The sequence below is a fragment of the Actinoallomurus sp. CA-142502 genome, from assembly GCF_050936355.1.
Taxonomy (GTDB): domain Bacteria; phylum Actinomycetota; class Actinomycetes; order Streptosporangiales; family Streptosporangiaceae; genus Actinoallomurus; species Actinoallomurus iriomotensis.
Window position 1 is genome coordinate 7,892,503 of the sequence record NZ_JBNJMY010000001.1, and the last position, 13,893, is coordinate 7,906,395.

The following is a 13,893-nucleotide window of genomic DNA, read 5'->3' on the forward strand; positions in this document are numbered from 1 at the left end:
GCTCCCTCGGTCGCGTCTGCCCTCACCAGTACGACAAGACGGCACACCGGAACGTCAGGCCGGCGCGTCACCTGACATTCCGGAGGGTCGCGTTGTCGTACCGCACAGACGAACCCATCCGACCATCCCAGGAGCCACCATGACCATCCCGATGCCGGCGCCGTCGTTCGCCGACGCGGCGCCCGCGAAGCGCCTGGAGCGGGCGGCCGCCGCGCTGACCGCACACGGTTTCACCGTCGAGATCCTCGAGGACGCCGCCGCCGCGCGTACCCGCGTCAAGGACCTGATACCCGAGGGCGCCGGCGTGTTCACCGGGGCCAGCGAGACCCTCCGCCTGTCCGGCATCGATGAGGACATCAACACCAGCGGGCGGTACGAGGCCATCAAGCCACGTGTCCTGGCCCTGGACCGCGCCACCCAGAGGGACGAGATCCGGCGGCTGCTCGCCGGCCCCGACGTCGTCGTGGGAAGCGTCGCTGCGGTCACCGAAACCGGCTCCCTCGTGGTCGCCTCGGGCAGCGGAGGCCAGCTACCCGCCTACTCCGGCGGCGCCGCCCGTGCGATCTGGATCGTCGGGGCGCAGAAGGTGGTACCCGACCTGAGCACCGCGCTGCGCCGCGTCGAAGACCACTGCCTCCCGCTGGAGAGCGCCCGCACCCAGGCGGTCCACGGGTGGCCCAGCGCCGTCAACCGCCTCCTCGTCCTGAACGCGGAGCCCTATCCGGGGCGCGGCACCGTCCTGCTGCTCCGCGAGGCCATCGGATTCTGAACCACCTGGCGGGCGCGGGCGGGGCGGCCGCTCAAGGCCACAGGCCGGTGAGGGCGACGGCCTCCTCCGGAGAGGCGGCCTCCGCCGCTCCCGGCACCGGTTCGCCGTCGGGGTCGTACAGGCGCCAGCCGCCGAGTTGCACCACCGGTATCGTGCCCCGGCGCAGGGCGTGGGCGACCTCGGACAGGGTGCCCCACGAACCGCCGACCGCGATGACCGCGTCGGCGGAGCCCACGATCAGCGCGTTGCGCGCCTGGCCCATGCCGGTCGCGAGGGCCGCGCTGAGGTCCGGGTGGGCCTCGGCGCGGTCGTCGCCGGAGAGCACGCCCACGACCAGCCCGCCGGCCGACCGGGCGCCCTCGGTCGCCGCGCCCATCACGCCTCCGTACCCGCCACAGAGCACCACCGCGCCGCGGGCGGCCAGCAGCCGGCCGACCTCGTACGCGGCGCGGCGTTCGGTCTCGGTGCAGTCACCCGGACCGCAGACCGCGACCTGGGTCAGGGCAGCGGTCAGGGCAGCGCCTTCTCGATGGCCTGGACGACCTCGTCGGTGTCGGGTTCGGCCTGCGGCGCGAAGCGCGCCACGACCGTGCCGTTGGGGCCGATGAGGAACTTCTCGAAGTTCCACCGGATGTCGCCGGTGTGCCCCGAGGCGTCCGGAGTGTCGACGAGCCCGGCGTACAGCGGATGGCGGCCGGGGCCGTTGACCTCGACCTTCTCCGTCATCGGGAAGGTGACGCCGTACGTCGCCGAGCAGAACTCCGCGATCTCGTCGGCCGTGCCCGGCTCCTGCTGCATGAACTGGTTGCACGGCACGCCGAGCACGGTGAAGCCGCGTTCGCCGTAGGTGTCCTGGAGCCGCTGCAGCCCCTCGTACTGGGGGGTGAGGCCGCACCGGGAGGCGACGTTCACCACGAGCACCGCCTTTCCGCGGTACCGCGCGAGGTCGGCCGGCCCGCCCTGCAGGCGTTGGATGTCCACGTCATAGATCGACACGACGCCGATCCTAGTCTGGTCCCATGGGCGACATCCTGGTCGGCACGGCCTCCTGGACCGACAAGACGCTGCTCGCGACGGACTGGTACCCGTCCGACGTGAAGACGGCCGAGCAGCGCCTGAACTACTACGCGTCGCGGTTTCCGCTGGTCGAGGTGGACTCCACCTACTACGCGCCGCCGGCCGAGCGCACGGTCGGCTACTGGCGGGACCGTACGCCGGAGGGGTTCACGTTCAACGTCAAGGCGTTCTCGCTGCTCACCCAGCACCCCACCCGGCCGGGCGCGCTGTACAAGGACCTGCGGGAGAAGGTGCCGGACAAGAAGAACCTCTACCCGCGCGACCTGCCGGACGAGGTGACCGACGAGGTCTGGCAGCGGTTCCTGGACGCGCTGTGGCCGCTGCACGAGGCCGGCAAGCTGACCGCGCTGCTGTTCCAGTTCCCCCAGTGGTTCGTCATCGGGAAGCGGAACAAGGAGTACATCCTGGAGGCCAGGCGCCGCTGCGATCCGATGCGGATCTGCGTGGAGTTCCGCAACAGGACCTGGATGAGCGAGGAGAACCGCGGCGAGACGCTGGACTTCCTGACCAGGTACGCCGTGCCGTACGTCAGCGTGGACATGCCGCAGGGCCACACGAGCTCGATCCCGCCGGTCTTCGCCGCCACGTCGGACCTGGCCGTGGTCCGGCTGCACGGCCACTCCGACAAGTGGACGAGCAAGAACATCTACGACCGGTTCGGCTACCTCTACAGCGAGAAGGAGCTGAAGGAGCTCGCCCCGAAGATCCGCGACCTGGCCGGGAACGCCGAGACGACGCACGTGCTCCTGAACAACTGCTACCAGGACTACGCCCAGCGCAACGCGACCGACCTGATGAGCCTGCTGACCGGCGACGGCGGCCCCTGAACTACGAGACATTCTTCTTCGCCACGAATGTGTCAGCCGTGCGGCACACCTGCCATCGGTTCACCACCGAGGAAGTCCTCCAGGATCTCGGTGAACCGCGCCGGCTGTTCCTCGGCTGCGTAATGGCCGCAGTCGTCGAGGACCACCTCGGTGACGTCGTCGGCCGCCAGTCGCATCGTCTCGGCGACCATCGCGCCGCTGTACCGCGCGCCGCCGATGGCGAGCACCGGCAGCGTCAGCCGGGTCTTCTTGCGCTGCTCGTTCTGCGCGATCGTCTCATCCAGCGCCCGGTAGTACGCGAAGCTCGCCCGCAGCCCGCGAGGATCCGCGACGATCGCATCGACGTAGACGTCGACGGCGTACTCGGGGATCGCATCCGGGGTGGCCGCCTTCTTGGCGAACTGGTAGCCGAAGAAGAGCCGCTCCCGCCCCCGGACCAGCTCCTCGTTGAGGTCGGTGAGCCGGTTGAAGCCGAAGTGCCAGAACCGCTGGTTGACCGCGGCCGGGCTGAAGACCGACGGAGCCGGCGTGAGACCGGGGATGATGGCGTCGACGACGGCGAGCCGGCCCACCCGCTCGGGGTGATCGGCAGCGAGGGCGTATGCGGTCCACATGCCGATGTCGTGGCCGACCACGTCGAACCGGTCGTGCCCGAGCGCGGCCATCAGAGCGACCAGATCGGCGGCCAGCGTGCCGGCGTCGTAACCGTCGTCGGGCTTGTCGGAGAGCCCGGCCCCGCGCGAGTCGACGGCGACGACGGTGTGCTCGCGGGCGAGCGCGGGCATCACTTTCCGCCAGGCGTACCAGGTCTGTGGCCACCCGCCGACCAGCAGCAGCGGTGGGCCGTCCCCGCCGGTGACCGCGTGCAGCCGCAGCCCGTTCAGCTCCACGAGCCGGCTGGTGAAGACGTCGGTGAACCCGTCGGGCAGCCGCAGCGAACCCAGGCTTGTCGTGCCGTCGGCCGGACTCATCTTGGAACGATCAGTGCAACTTGTCATGCCGGCGACCCTACACATCTTGAAACGATCGGTGCAAGATGTGTAGGCTGACGAACCATGGCGGGCCGCAAGCAATTCGACGTGGACGAGGCGCTACGACGCGCGATGCACGTCTTCTGGCGCTGGGGCTATTCAGAGGCCTCGATCGACCGCCTGACCGAGGGCACGGGCCTGGGCCGGAGCTCGCTCTACGGCACCTTCGGCGACAAGAGCGCCCTCTTCCGGAAAAGCCTCCAACGGTACGCGCAGACCTACCACCCGCTGTACGTCCAGGCACTGTCCGGCCCCCACCCGAGCCCGAGCGCCGTTGTGGCCGCCTACCTGCAGGTCACCCTGAACCGCATCGCCGACCCGACGGTCCCGGATGGCTGCCTGCTCACGGTGTCGGCAACGCAGTTCCCGGCCCTCGACGCCGAGGGCCGGGCGATGGTCCGCGCCATGATCGACGATTTGCGGGCGATGCTGGAGCAGGCGTTGCTGGCCGCGGGGGCCGATGATCAGGAGGCGGCAGAGCTGGCGTTGTGCACGCTGGCAACGAACAAATCCCTGGCGGTACTGAGTCGCGCCGGCTTCTCGAGCGAAGACCTGGCAACCGTCGCCACAGCCGCCGCCCGTATCCCCGGGAGACGACATCCGGGAATGAATCGGACCCCTACCGGCGACGCGGGGACCGGGCCCGCAGGCCCGGCCCGCGCGAAGGACACTCGGTTCCGGCGGCGACGGTCAGGGTAGATCGCTGACGAAGCTCGACAGGGACGTGGCGGCGCCGGTCAGACCGCCGAGGGCGCCGTGGACGACGTTCGCCGCCTTGTGGGGCTGGCTGACCATGTAGAACGCCAGGAAGCCCAAGGCTCCCCATTTGGCGACCTTCTTCATATTCGGTCACTCCTCGTATCGACCTAGATACGGAGGGTAACTACCCGGTCCGGTGCCGCGACAGCACCGACGCCCCGCAAATCCGGGCTGTCGAACGGCAAAGGATTCAAAAGTGTGCCGGGACGGACAGGTCAGTTGCTGGACCGCAGGCTCTTCGGCACCGGCTGGTCCTCGCGGAGGGCGCGGAACAGCTCACCGGACCTGGTCGTGTCCCAGGTGATGTACGCGCCGGCGCTCGCCGAGTAGCCGTTCCCGCCGATCGGGACCGTCGTGGTGAGGCCGTCGCCCTTGGTCAGGCCGCGCATCGCCCAGGCGAACCCCGCCACGTTGTACAGGTGGTCGTCCTGGTCCACGGAGAAGTCGCTGGTGGAGCGGAGCACGAACGGCACGATGCGGAACGGGTTGAGCAGCGTGCCGGGGCTCGTCGCCTTGTGGGTCAGCGCGGCCAGGAACTTGCGCTGGTTCTGCACCCGCTGCAGGTCCTGGCTGGCGAACGCGTGACGGGTGCGGACGAAGCCCAGGGCCTCCGGGCCGTTGAGCGTCTGGCAGCCCGGCTTCAGGTCGATGCCCGCGGCGGTGTCCTTGATCCGCTGGGGGATGCACATGTTCACCCCGCCGACCGCGTCGACCATCCCGACGAACCCGCCGAAGCCGATCTCAGCGTAGTGGTCGATGTGGATCTTCGTGGCCCCCTCGACCGTACGGACCAGCAGCTTGGGCCCGCCGAACGCGTACGCGGCGTTGAGCTTGTTGGGGTCGTGCCCCGGGATCGGGACGTAGGAGTCGCGCGGCAGGCTGACCAGGGTCGTGCCGTGGTCACCGATGTGCAGCAGCATCATCGAGTCGGTGCGCTTGCCCTCGGCCCTGCCGGTGTGGAGCTTCTTGCGCTCCTCGCTCGACAGGCCCGACCGGCTGTCGGAGCCGACGATCAGCCAGTTGGTGCCCGGGGTGTCACCGGGCCGCCCCGGGTAGTCGGTGAAGACGTCGATGCGGTTCAGCCGCGAGTCGAGGTAGAAGTACGCGCCGATCAGCAGCAGGAGCAGGACGAGGAGGACGATCAGGATGGTCCGCCCCCAGCGCCGGCGCTTCCGGCCGCCCGAGTAGGCGCCTCCGCCGTCGTACGCCCGCCGGTCGGCGGCGTACGGCGCCGCGCCGCTTTGCCCGTGATCCACCCAATCGCTCATGGCAGACACCGTAGAGGGTCAGGTCAAGCCGACGCGTCAGCTTGGCGAGTGATTCCCGGCCGGGAGGCGTCATTCCCCCGTACGGCGAGGGCTCAGACCGCCGCGGTACCGATGAGGCCCCGGCGGGTGACGCGGGCCGCCAGCTCCTCCTCCGGCAGGTCGCCCTCGGGACGCCGGGGCACCACGAGATAGCGCGTCTCGGCGCTGGCGTCCCACACGGCGATCTCGACGTCGTCCGGCAGCGTCAGCCCGAACTCCTCCAGGACGGCGCGCGGCTCGCGTACGACGCGGGAACGGTAGGCGAAGCTGCGATACCAGCCCGGCGAGGGGCCGAGGAGCGACACCGGATAGCAGGAGCACAGCGTGCACACGACCACGTTGTGCACCGCCGGGGTGTTCTCGACGGCGCGCAGGCGGTAGCCGGAGGTGCCGAAGCCGAGTTCGGTGGCCGCGGCGTTCGCGTCGGACAGCAGGGTCTCGCGGTAGCCGGGGTCGGTCCACGCCCGGGCGACCATCCGGGCCCCGTTGACCGGCGAGGCGTTCCGGAGCAGTCCGTCCAGGATCGCGTCCAGCTCGTCGTCGGTGGTCAGCCCCGCGGCGACCACCCGCTCCTCCAGCCGGCGCACGCGCGCCGCGACGGGCATGTCCTCATGGTCGTCGAAGCCCTCCTTCGTCGGAGATGTGACCAGGTCATCGTGTTCGCCGGATCGCTCGCCGCGCCCGCTCATGGGGTCACCTCCTCCAGGTAGGACTCCCACAGGTCCACCGTCACCGAGTGCGCGCCGGCGCCCCACAGGTCGCGGGCCGGGAACCGCACCGCGTACACCGCCTCGACGCGCGGCGGGGTGACGCCGCGTGCCCGGTCGTCGGGCAGCGGCCACTCGCCCTCGCACTCGACGATCTCCCCCACGTGGCCGCGGACGTAGACCGGCACCCGCGTGTGGTGCGCGGGGTCGCCCGGCCGCGCCCGCACGCGCGTGCCCGGCGCGTACGCGCTCATGCCAGGCCCTTCTCTTCGAGGATCGTCTCGATCGCGAGCAGCCAGCGCTCGTAGTAGGAGGCGGCCAGGTACTCGTGCGGCGGGATCCGCTCGATCGCGTCGCGCATCTCGTCGCCGTTGAACACCCCGTTGTGGCGCAGCGCGCGGCTCAGCGCGAAGACCCGGGCCTCCCAGTCGGCGTGGAACGGCTCGACGTCCTCGTCTCCCACCGGGACCGGCCCGAACCCGCTCTGGCCGCCCATGTCGTGCACTCTGCTCACCCTCCCGACGCTAACCGTCCCCGCGCGGCGCGGGAAGCCCGTACGTCTGGTTGGCTGGAGGGCATGGCGGAAGAGCTGGAGAAACTGACGTCCAAGGAGCTGCACGACCGCGCGCTCGACCGTGCCGTCCACCACCTCGACGTGGGCTTCCTGTGGCGGCTGACCAAGGCGATCCCGGCGGCCCAGGCGGCGGCCGGGCACCCCGACCAGGCCGAGGCCGACGTGTCGCACCTGTCGTCGATCCTCAACGAGCTGGTGCACTCGGGCGGCGGCGAGGTCGCCGACGAACTGCGGCCGCTCTACATCGAGTACCTGCGCGGCTAGAGGTACTGGCCGAGGTTCTCGCCGGTGCTCGCGGGGCCCTCGGTCTCCGGCAGGTCCTCGACCCGCAGGGTGCCGATGTCGGAGCGCGCCGGGTCCTCCTCGCGGGTGATGCGGCGTGCCTGCAGGGCGATGGCGCGGTCCAGGTGGTTGCGCATGAGCCGGGCGTTGCCGAACGACTCGCCGCGGGCGGCGGTGCGCAGGTGGCGGCGTACGGCGTCGAGCACGCCGTCGCCCAGGCTGAAGCCCGCGTCCGCGGCCATCACCTCGAAGATCGCCACCAGCTCGTCGTCGGTGTAGTCGGGGAAGCGCAGCACCAGCGGGAACCGCGAGGCGAGACCGGGGTTGAAGTCCAGGAACCGCAGCATCGGGCCCTCATAACCGGCCACGATGACGACGATGTCCGCGCGGTGCTCCTCCATGAGCTTGAGCAACTCGGCGATGGCCTCGTGCCCGTAGTCGCGGCCGGAGTCGGCGGGGGTCAGGGCGTACGCCTCGTCGATGAACAGCACACCGCCGAGCGCGCGCTCGACCGCGGCGCGCACCTTGGGCGCGGTCTGCCCGATGTACTCCCCCACCAGGTCGGCGCGGGAGACCTCGACCAGGTGACCGGACGACAGCAGGCCCAGCTTGGCGTAGACCGCCGCGAGGAGGCGGGCCATGGTCGTCTTGGCCGTGCCGGGGTTGCCGGTGAAGACCATGTGGCGGGTGGGCGGGGCGATCGGGATGCCCGCGTCGCGGCGCAGCTGCTCGGCGCGTGCCTCGGCGACGAGCAGGTGCACCTCGTGCTTGACGGTGTCCAGGCCGATGAGCTTCTCGATCTCGGCGAGCGGGTCGCCGGGCAGGTCGATGTGGCCGCTCGCGATGAGCGTGCCCGGGATGTCGTCGGCGAAGATCTCGTCCAGGGACTCGTCGTCGGTGAGCACCCCGTCGTCGAGGACGCGCCGCGACTGCATCGCGATGGCGCGGTCCAGCAGGTTGATCATTGCGCGGGCGTTGCCGACGTTGCTGTCGCGGGTGCTGCCGTGGACCAGTTCGCGCACCTTCTCCAGCACGCCCTCACGCAGCGCGAAGCCGGCGTCGGCGGTCTTGGCCTTGAAGATCTCGATCAGCTCGTCCTCGGTCAGGCCGGGGAAGCGCAGCCGCTTGGGGAAGTAGGCGGACAGCTCCGCGTCGCTCTTCAGCAGGCCGTTGATCGGCCCCTCGGGTCCGCACAGCACGACGACGAGGTCCTCCGTCTGCGCCTGGACGCAGGCGAGGAGCACGTCGACGGCCTCCCGGTTGCGGGGCGACTCGCCGGGCATCAGGTTGTGCGCGTCGTTGATGGCCAGGATGCCGCCCTGCGCCCGTTCGACCGCGCGGCGGACCCGCGGCCCGCTCTCGCTGACGTACTCCCCCACGAGGTCGGACCGGTCCACCTCGACGAGATGCCCGGACGAGAGCACGCCCAGGTCGGCGTAGATCCGGCCGAGGATGCGCGCGACCTTCGACTTGCCGGTGCCGGCGCCGCCGCTGAAGACGATGTGCTTGGGCCGGGCGGCGACCGGCATGCCGGCCTCGCGGCGCATTCGCGCCGCCTCCGCCTCGGCGACGAGCAGGCGGACCTCGCTCTTGACCGACTCCAGGCCAACGCAGGAATCCAGCTCGGCCATCGGGTCGGAATGCTCGGCGCCGCCGGCGATGACCCGCTGCGGCAGGTCGGCCGGCGCGACCTCGGTCTCGCCGCGTGCCACCGCCGCCGTGACGCACTGCTCGGCGAGGTACTCCACGAGGCGCGCGCCGCGGAGGTTCAGCAGCGGCGGGGTGCGGGTGAGCAGCACGCCGGCGGTGGCCGCGGCCTCCCGCGCGACGGTCAGGTCGCGGCGGGCGACGGCACGGCGGAACAGCTCGGCGTAGGCGTCCTCACCGAACTCCTGCGTGCGCGCGACGCGGAAGTGCTGGTGCAGCGCCGGGTTGGCGTCGAAGACCCGGCGGTCGCCGCCCACCCGGCACAGGACGACGACGTGCAGCTTCTGGTGGCGTTCGAGCGCCCGGCGCAGCTCCTCGGCGAACGCGATGCCGCAGTTGTCGAACGCGAGGATGCGGTCGAGCCCGTCGATGACCAGGAGGCGGCCCTCAAGGCACTCGCGCACGCGGGCGAGGAAGTACAGGATCGTGTCGCTGACGTGGAGGTTGGCGAAGACCTGATCCGACACCCACACCGTCTCGCGCACGTCGCCGCGCGCCATCAGGGCGCTCTCCAGCGCGCGTACGGCGGTGCCCTTGCCGGTGGCCTCCGGGCCGCTGATGAGTACCCGCACCGGGCGACCGGCGTCGGCGCGCAGCACCTCGGTGACGGCGGTGACCAGGTCGGGCTGGCCGACGATGTCGTCCGCGACCTCGTCGGCCACCGCGGCGGCTCGCGACTCTTCGGCCGGCGCGGGGCCGGCGAACGCCGCGGCGAGGGGGTTGACGACCGTCGGCGCCTGGAAGAGCCGGCGCAGGTCCATCTGGAAGCCGCGTACGGGCACGCGGCACTTGGGGCTGACGGCGGTCTCGGGCAGCCCCTGGACGCAGCCGGTGATGCGCAGGGCCATGTCGAGCCAGGCGCGGCAGACGTCCGCCTCACCGGCGACGAGCCCGCGCGCCAGCCAGGACCGTACGTCGGCCTGCCAGGGGTCGACGCGGAAGCCCTCCCGGAGCCGCTGGAACTGCTCCTGGACGTTCTCGTAGCGCTCGACGCCGATCGCGAAGGCCATCTCCGCCGGCACCGCCGCGACCTCGGCCTGGAGCAGCAGCCGGGCGAGCGCGACGTCGAGCGGGTCGTGGCCGGGCACCGCCGACAGCAGGCGCTCGTGCACGGCGACCCAGCCCGAACAGGCCCAGCCGAGGTACCCCACGGGGCCGGCGAGCTCGGGCAGCGCGGCCAGAACGTCTTCGGGCAGGTCGGTCGCCCAGAGGCGTTCGAGCTCGCCCTGCGGGACGCTCAGGTCGGCCGCACGCGCCTCCGGGTCGGCGGCGCGCCGGTCGTACAGCGCGATCAGCGCCTGCCGGCGCTGCTCGATCGGCTCGATGCCCGCGAGCACGTCGAGGGCCTCCCGGGCGAGCGTGTACATCGTCGCGCGCCGGTCGGAGTCGTCGCCGACGTTCTCCACGAGCCACAGGCCGGGCGGCCGCAGCCGGCCGCCCTGGCTGAACCAGGCGTACGGGTCGCGCACCGGGGCCTCGGGCTTGGCGAGGAAGCCGGCGAACAGCTCGTAGTCGATGTCGCCGCGCGAGCCCGCGCGGATCGCGGACGCGCCGAGCAGGAAGGTGAGCAGCGACCACAGCTCCGCGCCCGCCGCCGAGGTGCCGGCGCCGTAGAAGTCGCTGAGCCCGCTGGTCAGCTCCTTGGCCCGGTCGTCGCGGTCGAACTTCACCGCACGCTCGCGCACCTCGTCGTACAGCCCGTCGGGCACTCTCCACGGACCGTGGGAGTAGACGTCGAGCACGGGCTCGTCGGTAAGGAGCAGGCCGAGGTGTTCGGGTAGGCGTGGGGCGCTCACGGGTAGACCTTACGACCGTTACCGCATAGGCCGCAGCCGCGTGTGAATCGGCCCAGGTGACGGTAACGCGCTCAGCGCGGATGCTTCCGGTCGCGGTGTTCGGCGGCGATGCGCATCGGGCCGGACGGGCGCTCGCGCGGCTCGGATTCCGGCTGCGGGGTGAAGGTGAACCCGATCTCGGCCGGTGGGCGTTCGAGCGCCTCCAGGTCGTCGACGGGGACGAGCGCGGCGAGGGCCTTGCCATGGCGGGTCAGCAGGATCCGCTCTCCGCTGTAGCCGACGCGGCTGACGAGTTCCGCCAGCTCGGCGCGGGCCTGGGTCACGGGCACCTCTCGTGTCATGCAATGATTCTAGCATTCTGTACAGTTTTGCTATTCTGTACAGAACTCTAGGAGGTGCAGTCCGTGGACTTTCCGACGTACGAGCCGCGCGCACGAGTGACCGAGCTGCCGGATGCCGCCGTCACCGACCAGGTGTTCCAGCGGCTGCTCGCGCAGCGCATCGTCTTCATCGGGTCCGAGATCGACGACGATCTCGCCAACCGGGTCTGCTCACAGCTCCTGCTCCTCGCGGCGCAGGACGGGCAGCGCGACATCAAGCTCTTCATCAACTCGCCGGGCGGATCGATGGACGCGATGTTCGCCATGTACGACGTGATGAAGTACCTGCCGAACGACGTGTCGACGGTCGGGCTCGGCATGGCGGCCTCGGCGGGACAGTTCCTGCTCACCGCGGGGACGCCGGGCAAGCGCTACTCGCTGCGGAACACGCGGATCATGATGCACCAGCCCCTGGGCGGCATCCGCGGCACCGCGTCCGACATCCGCATCCAGGCCGAGCAGTCACTGCACCTGAAGAAGCGCTTCCTGGAGCTGATCTCCGAGCACACGGGGCGCCCGTTCGAGCAGATCGAGCACGACGCCGACCGCGACCGCTACTTCACCCCCACGGAGGCTCGCGAGTACGGCCTGATCGACCACGTCGTGACCAGCGCACTGGAGGCGGGAGGCGTCGCGCCGTGAGGATCCACGAGCCGTTCGGCATCGAGGCCCGGTACATCCTGCCGTCCTACGTCGAGCGCACGTCGTACGGGATGAAGGAGAGCAACCCGTACAACAAGCTGTTCGAGGAGCGGATCGTCTTCGTCGGAGCGCCGATCGACGACACTCTCGCCAACGACGTGATCGCCCAGCTCATCGCGCTGGAGGGGATGGACACCGACCGTACGATCAGCCTGTACATCAACTCCCCCGGCGGTTCGCTCACCGCGATGACGGCGATCTACGACACGATGCGGTACGTCAAACCGGACATCGAGACGACCTGCGTCGGGCAGGCGGCCTCGGCGGCGGCGGTCCTCCTGGCGGCCGGCACACCGGGCAAGCGCGCCGCACTGCCACACGCGCGCATCCTCATCCACCAGCCCAGCACCGAGGGCGGGTACGGCCAGGCCAGCGACCTGGAGATCCAGGCGAAGGAGATCCTCCGGCAGCGCGAGGAGCTGGAGGAGATCCTGGCCGACCACTCCGGCCGCCCGGTGGAGCAGGTACGCGCCGACATCGAGCGCGACCGCTTCCTCACCGCACAGGAGGCACGCGAGTACGGCCTCATCGACGAGATCATCACCAGCCGCAAGACCGGCTGATCTCGTCTCGGAAGACGACCGGGGGCGGCCTCATGGGGTCGGGCCGCCCCCGGCGCGGCCGTCACCACACGGAACGCCGCCGAGGTCGGCCGGTGGTGGCGGCTCGAGCCGCCGGCACGGCACGCCGCCGACCCTCACGGGCGAGGTCCGGGCGCGCACGGGCGTTCTCCACGGCTCCGGCGACCTGGACAGACTCAAGGCCCTGGTCTCCTCCGGGGCTGGATCTGCGCGGACGGCTTCTCTGCCCCGGGAGTGAGGCGACCTGTTCGCCGGACGCACCGCCTTCGCCCCGCGTCCGCTCGCCGCGCCGTATCCAGGCCTGGTGCCAGGCGCGCTGCCCGGCCGCGAGCCGATGTGCGACGGCCGCCGGCAGGTCTGAGCGATCGCCCGGCTGACGCCGGCGGCCGGGGCCCCGGGGGCGGGGCCCGGCCGGACGGGCGTCAGCAGGTCTGCTTGTACAGGTACTTGGCGATGTCGGGGCTGTCGACGTTGTCCTTGGTGACCGCCACGAGCCGGGTCTGGATGTGCTTGGTCACCGTCTTGCCCTCCAGGGCGTTCACCGCCTGGTCGACGCCCTGGCGTCCGATCTCCAGCGGCTCCTGGCCGATGAGGCCCTGGATCGTGCCGGCCCGCAGGTCCTCGACCTGTTTCGGGCTCGCGTCGAACTCGATGAGCTTCACCTTGCCGACCTTGTCCGCCTGCTTCAGCGACGCCGCCGAGCCCTCGCCGGTGACCAGGTTGGAGGCGAAGATGCCCGCCAGGTCCGGGTTCTTCGACAGTTCGCCGTTGACCAGCTCGGTGGCCTTGCCCGCGTCGTCGCCCGGGTACTGCTCCGAGGCCAGGGTGATGCCCGGGTGTTTGGCGATCTCCTCCTTGAAACCGGCCACCCGATCGTCGGTGGTGGCGATGCCCCGGGTGGGCGCGAGCACCATGACCTTGCCCCGGTCGCCGATCTGCTTCGCCAGCGTCTGCGCCGCGAGCCGTCCGCCGAGCCGGTTGTCGGAGGAGACGCGGGACAGGCCGACCGACTGGTCGGCCAGCTCGGTGTCCACGAAGACCACCTTGCTGCCGTTGCCGGTGAGCTGGCGGACCGGGCCGGCCATGGCGTCCTTGTCGACCGGGGCGATCAGCACCGCGTCCGGCCGTGAGGCGGCGACCGAGGTCACCACCTGGGTCTGCTGCGCCACGTCCCACTGGGCCGGCGCCTGGACGCTGAGGTGCGCGCCCAGCCGGGCCGCCTCGGCCTTGGCCCCGCAGTACATGGAGATGTAGAACGGCTCGTTCGCGATCCCCTGGATGAGGGTGAGCTTCTTGCTCCCGCCTCCGGACGAGGACGAGGAGCCGCCGCTCCCGCACCCGCCGGTCAGGGCCAGTGACAGCGCGGCGGCCACGACGACGTACCTGTTCACCGA

General features: G+C 70.9%; 17 protein-coding genes. 6 read left to right on the forward strand and 11 right to left on the reverse strand.

All coding sequences use genetic code 11. The features are described 5' to 3' along the window. Nucleotides 1–139 precede the first annotated feature (139 nt). Complete coding sequence (locus ACQEV1_RS36885) at nucleotides 140–769, forward strand: LUD domain-containing protein (RefSeq protein ID WP_433400520.1); 630 nt, start codon at nucleotides 140–142, stop codon at nucleotides 767–769. 31 nt (nucleotides 770–800) lie between these two features. Here ACQEV1_RS36885 and ACQEV1_RS36890 read toward each other — a convergent pair whose 3' ends face one another. Both ACQEV1_RS36890 and ACQEV1_RS36895 read right to left on the reverse strand, forming a co-directional pair. Beyond that, nucleotides 801–1,397: a TIGR00725 family protein gene (locus tag ACQEV1_RS36890; protein WP_433400523.1), complete on the reverse strand. Its 597-nt coding sequence runs from the start codon at nucleotides 1,395–1,397 to the stop codon at nucleotides 801–803. Then, nucleotides 1,280–1,765, reverse strand: coding sequence for a glutathione peroxidase (locus ACQEV1_RS36895; RefSeq protein ID WP_433400526.1), 486 nt, complete (start codon nucleotides 1,763–1,765; stop codon nucleotides 1,280–1,282). Before ACQEV1_RS36895 ends, ACQEV1_RS36890 begins: the two co-directional genes overlap by 118 nt. Before the next feature lie 23 nt (nucleotides 1,766–1,788). On the opposite strand from ACQEV1_RS36895, the gene ACQEV1_RS36900 reads away from it, so the two are divergent. After that, the gene (locus ACQEV1_RS36900; protein ID WP_433400529.1) at nucleotides 1,789–2,673 is read left to right on the forward strand and encodes a DUF72 domain-containing protein; all 885 of its coding nucleotides are present in this window, start codon (nucleotides 1,789–1,791) and stop codon (nucleotides 2,671–2,673) included. A 32-nt stretch (nucleotides 2,674–2,705) separates the two neighbouring features. Here the strand turns inward: ACQEV1_RS36900 and ACQEV1_RS36905 are convergent, their stop codons facing one another. Further along, nucleotides 2,706–3,644, reverse strand: a complete 939-nt coding sequence (locus ACQEV1_RS36905; RefSeq protein WP_433400532.1) for an alpha/beta fold hydrolase — start codon at nucleotides 3,642–3,644, stop codon at nucleotides 2,706–2,708. A gap of 84 nt (nucleotides 3,645–3,728) precedes the next feature. Here ACQEV1_RS36905 and ACQEV1_RS36910 point away from each other — a divergent pair, with 84 nt between their 5' ends. Then, nucleotides 3,729–4,403 carry a TetR/AcrR family transcriptional regulator gene (locus ACQEV1_RS36910; RefSeq protein WP_433400535.1) on the forward strand — a complete coding sequence of 225 codons (675 nt, stop codon included), beginning with the start codon at nucleotides 3,729–3,731 and terminating at the stop codon, nucleotides 4,401–4,403. Here the strand turns inward: ACQEV1_RS36910 and ACQEV1_RS36915 are convergent. The 5 genes from ACQEV1_RS36915 to ACQEV1_RS36935 form a co-directional block, all read right to left on the reverse strand. Beyond that, nucleotides 4,395–4,547 carry a hypothetical protein gene (locus ACQEV1_RS36915; protein WP_285576369.1) on the reverse strand — a complete coding sequence of 51 codons (153 nt, stop codon included), beginning with the start codon at nucleotides 4,545–4,547 and terminating at the stop codon, nucleotides 4,395–4,397. The genes ACQEV1_RS36910 and ACQEV1_RS36915 overlap by 9 nt on opposite strands. Nucleotides 4,548–4,678: 131 nt before the next feature. Further along, nucleotides 4,679–5,731, reverse strand: a complete 1,053-nt coding sequence (locus ACQEV1_RS36920; RefSeq protein ID WP_285635965.1) for an LCP family protein — start codon at nucleotides 5,729–5,731, stop codon at nucleotides 4,679–4,681. Between the two features lie 92 nt (nucleotides 5,732–5,823). Beyond that, nucleotides 5,824–6,459 (reverse strand): nitrile hydratase subunit alpha, encoded by a 636-nt coding sequence (locus tag ACQEV1_RS36925; RefSeq protein ID WP_433400539.1) that lies wholly within the window; start codon nucleotides 6,457–6,459, stop codon nucleotides 5,824–5,826. After that, nucleotides 6,456–6,731, reverse strand: coding sequence for an SH3-like domain-containing protein (locus ACQEV1_RS36930; protein WP_349498055.1), 276 nt, complete (start codon nucleotides 6,729–6,731; stop codon nucleotides 6,456–6,458). Before ACQEV1_RS36930 ends, ACQEV1_RS36925 begins: the two co-directional genes overlap by 4 nt. Beyond that, nucleotides 6,728–6,991 carry a hypothetical protein gene (locus ACQEV1_RS36935; protein ID WP_433400543.1) on the reverse strand — a complete coding sequence of 88 codons (264 nt, stop codon included), beginning with the start codon at nucleotides 6,989–6,991 and terminating at the stop codon, nucleotides 6,728–6,730. Before ACQEV1_RS36935 ends, ACQEV1_RS36930 begins: the two co-directional genes overlap by 4 nt. A gap of 63 nt (nucleotides 6,992–7,054) precedes the next feature. Between ACQEV1_RS36935 and ACQEV1_RS36940 the strand changes: the two genes are divergently transcribed. Beyond that, on the forward strand, nucleotides 7,055–7,315 hold the full coding sequence (locus ACQEV1_RS36940) for a hypothetical protein (protein ID WP_433400546.1): 261 nt from the start codon (nucleotides 7,055–7,057) through the stop codon (nucleotides 7,313–7,315). Here the strand turns inward: ACQEV1_RS36940 and ACQEV1_RS36945 are convergent. Further along, entirely contained in the window at nucleotides 7,312–10,836 is a 3,525-nt protein-coding gene (locus ACQEV1_RS36945) for an AAA family ATPase (RefSeq protein WP_433400549.1), read from the reverse strand. The genes ACQEV1_RS36940 and ACQEV1_RS36945 overlap by 4 nt on opposite strands. 71 nt (nucleotides 10,837–10,907) lie before the next feature. Beyond that, the gene (locus tag ACQEV1_RS36950) at nucleotides 10,908–11,177 is read right to left on the reverse strand and encodes a type II toxin-antitoxin system Phd/YefM family antitoxin (protein WP_285635952.1); all 270 of its coding nucleotides are present in this window, start codon (nucleotides 11,175–11,177) and stop codon (nucleotides 10,908–10,910) included. Nucleotides 11,178–11,240: 63 nt separating this feature from the next. Here ACQEV1_RS36950 and ACQEV1_RS36955 point away from each other — a divergent pair, with 63 nt between their 5' ends. Further along, nucleotides 11,241–11,858 (forward strand): ClpP family protease, encoded by a 618-nt coding sequence (locus ACQEV1_RS36955; RefSeq protein WP_285576357.1) that lies wholly within the window; start codon nucleotides 11,241–11,243, stop codon nucleotides 11,856–11,858. Continuing rightward, nucleotides 11,855–12,481, forward strand: a complete 627-nt coding sequence (locus tag ACQEV1_RS36960; protein ID WP_285576355.1) for an ATP-dependent Clp protease proteolytic subunit — start codon at nucleotides 11,855–11,857, stop codon at nucleotides 12,479–12,481. The genes ACQEV1_RS36955 and ACQEV1_RS36960 overlap by 4 nt, the downstream gene beginning before the upstream one ends. Nucleotides 12,482–12,921: 440 nt before the next feature. Here the strand turns inward: ACQEV1_RS36960 and ACQEV1_RS36965 are convergent, their stop codons facing one another. Further along, entirely contained in the window at nucleotides 12,922–13,890 is a 969-nt protein-coding gene (locus ACQEV1_RS36965; protein WP_285635950.1) for an ABC transporter substrate-binding protein, read from the reverse strand. Nucleotides 13,891–13,893 lie beyond the last annotated feature (3 nt).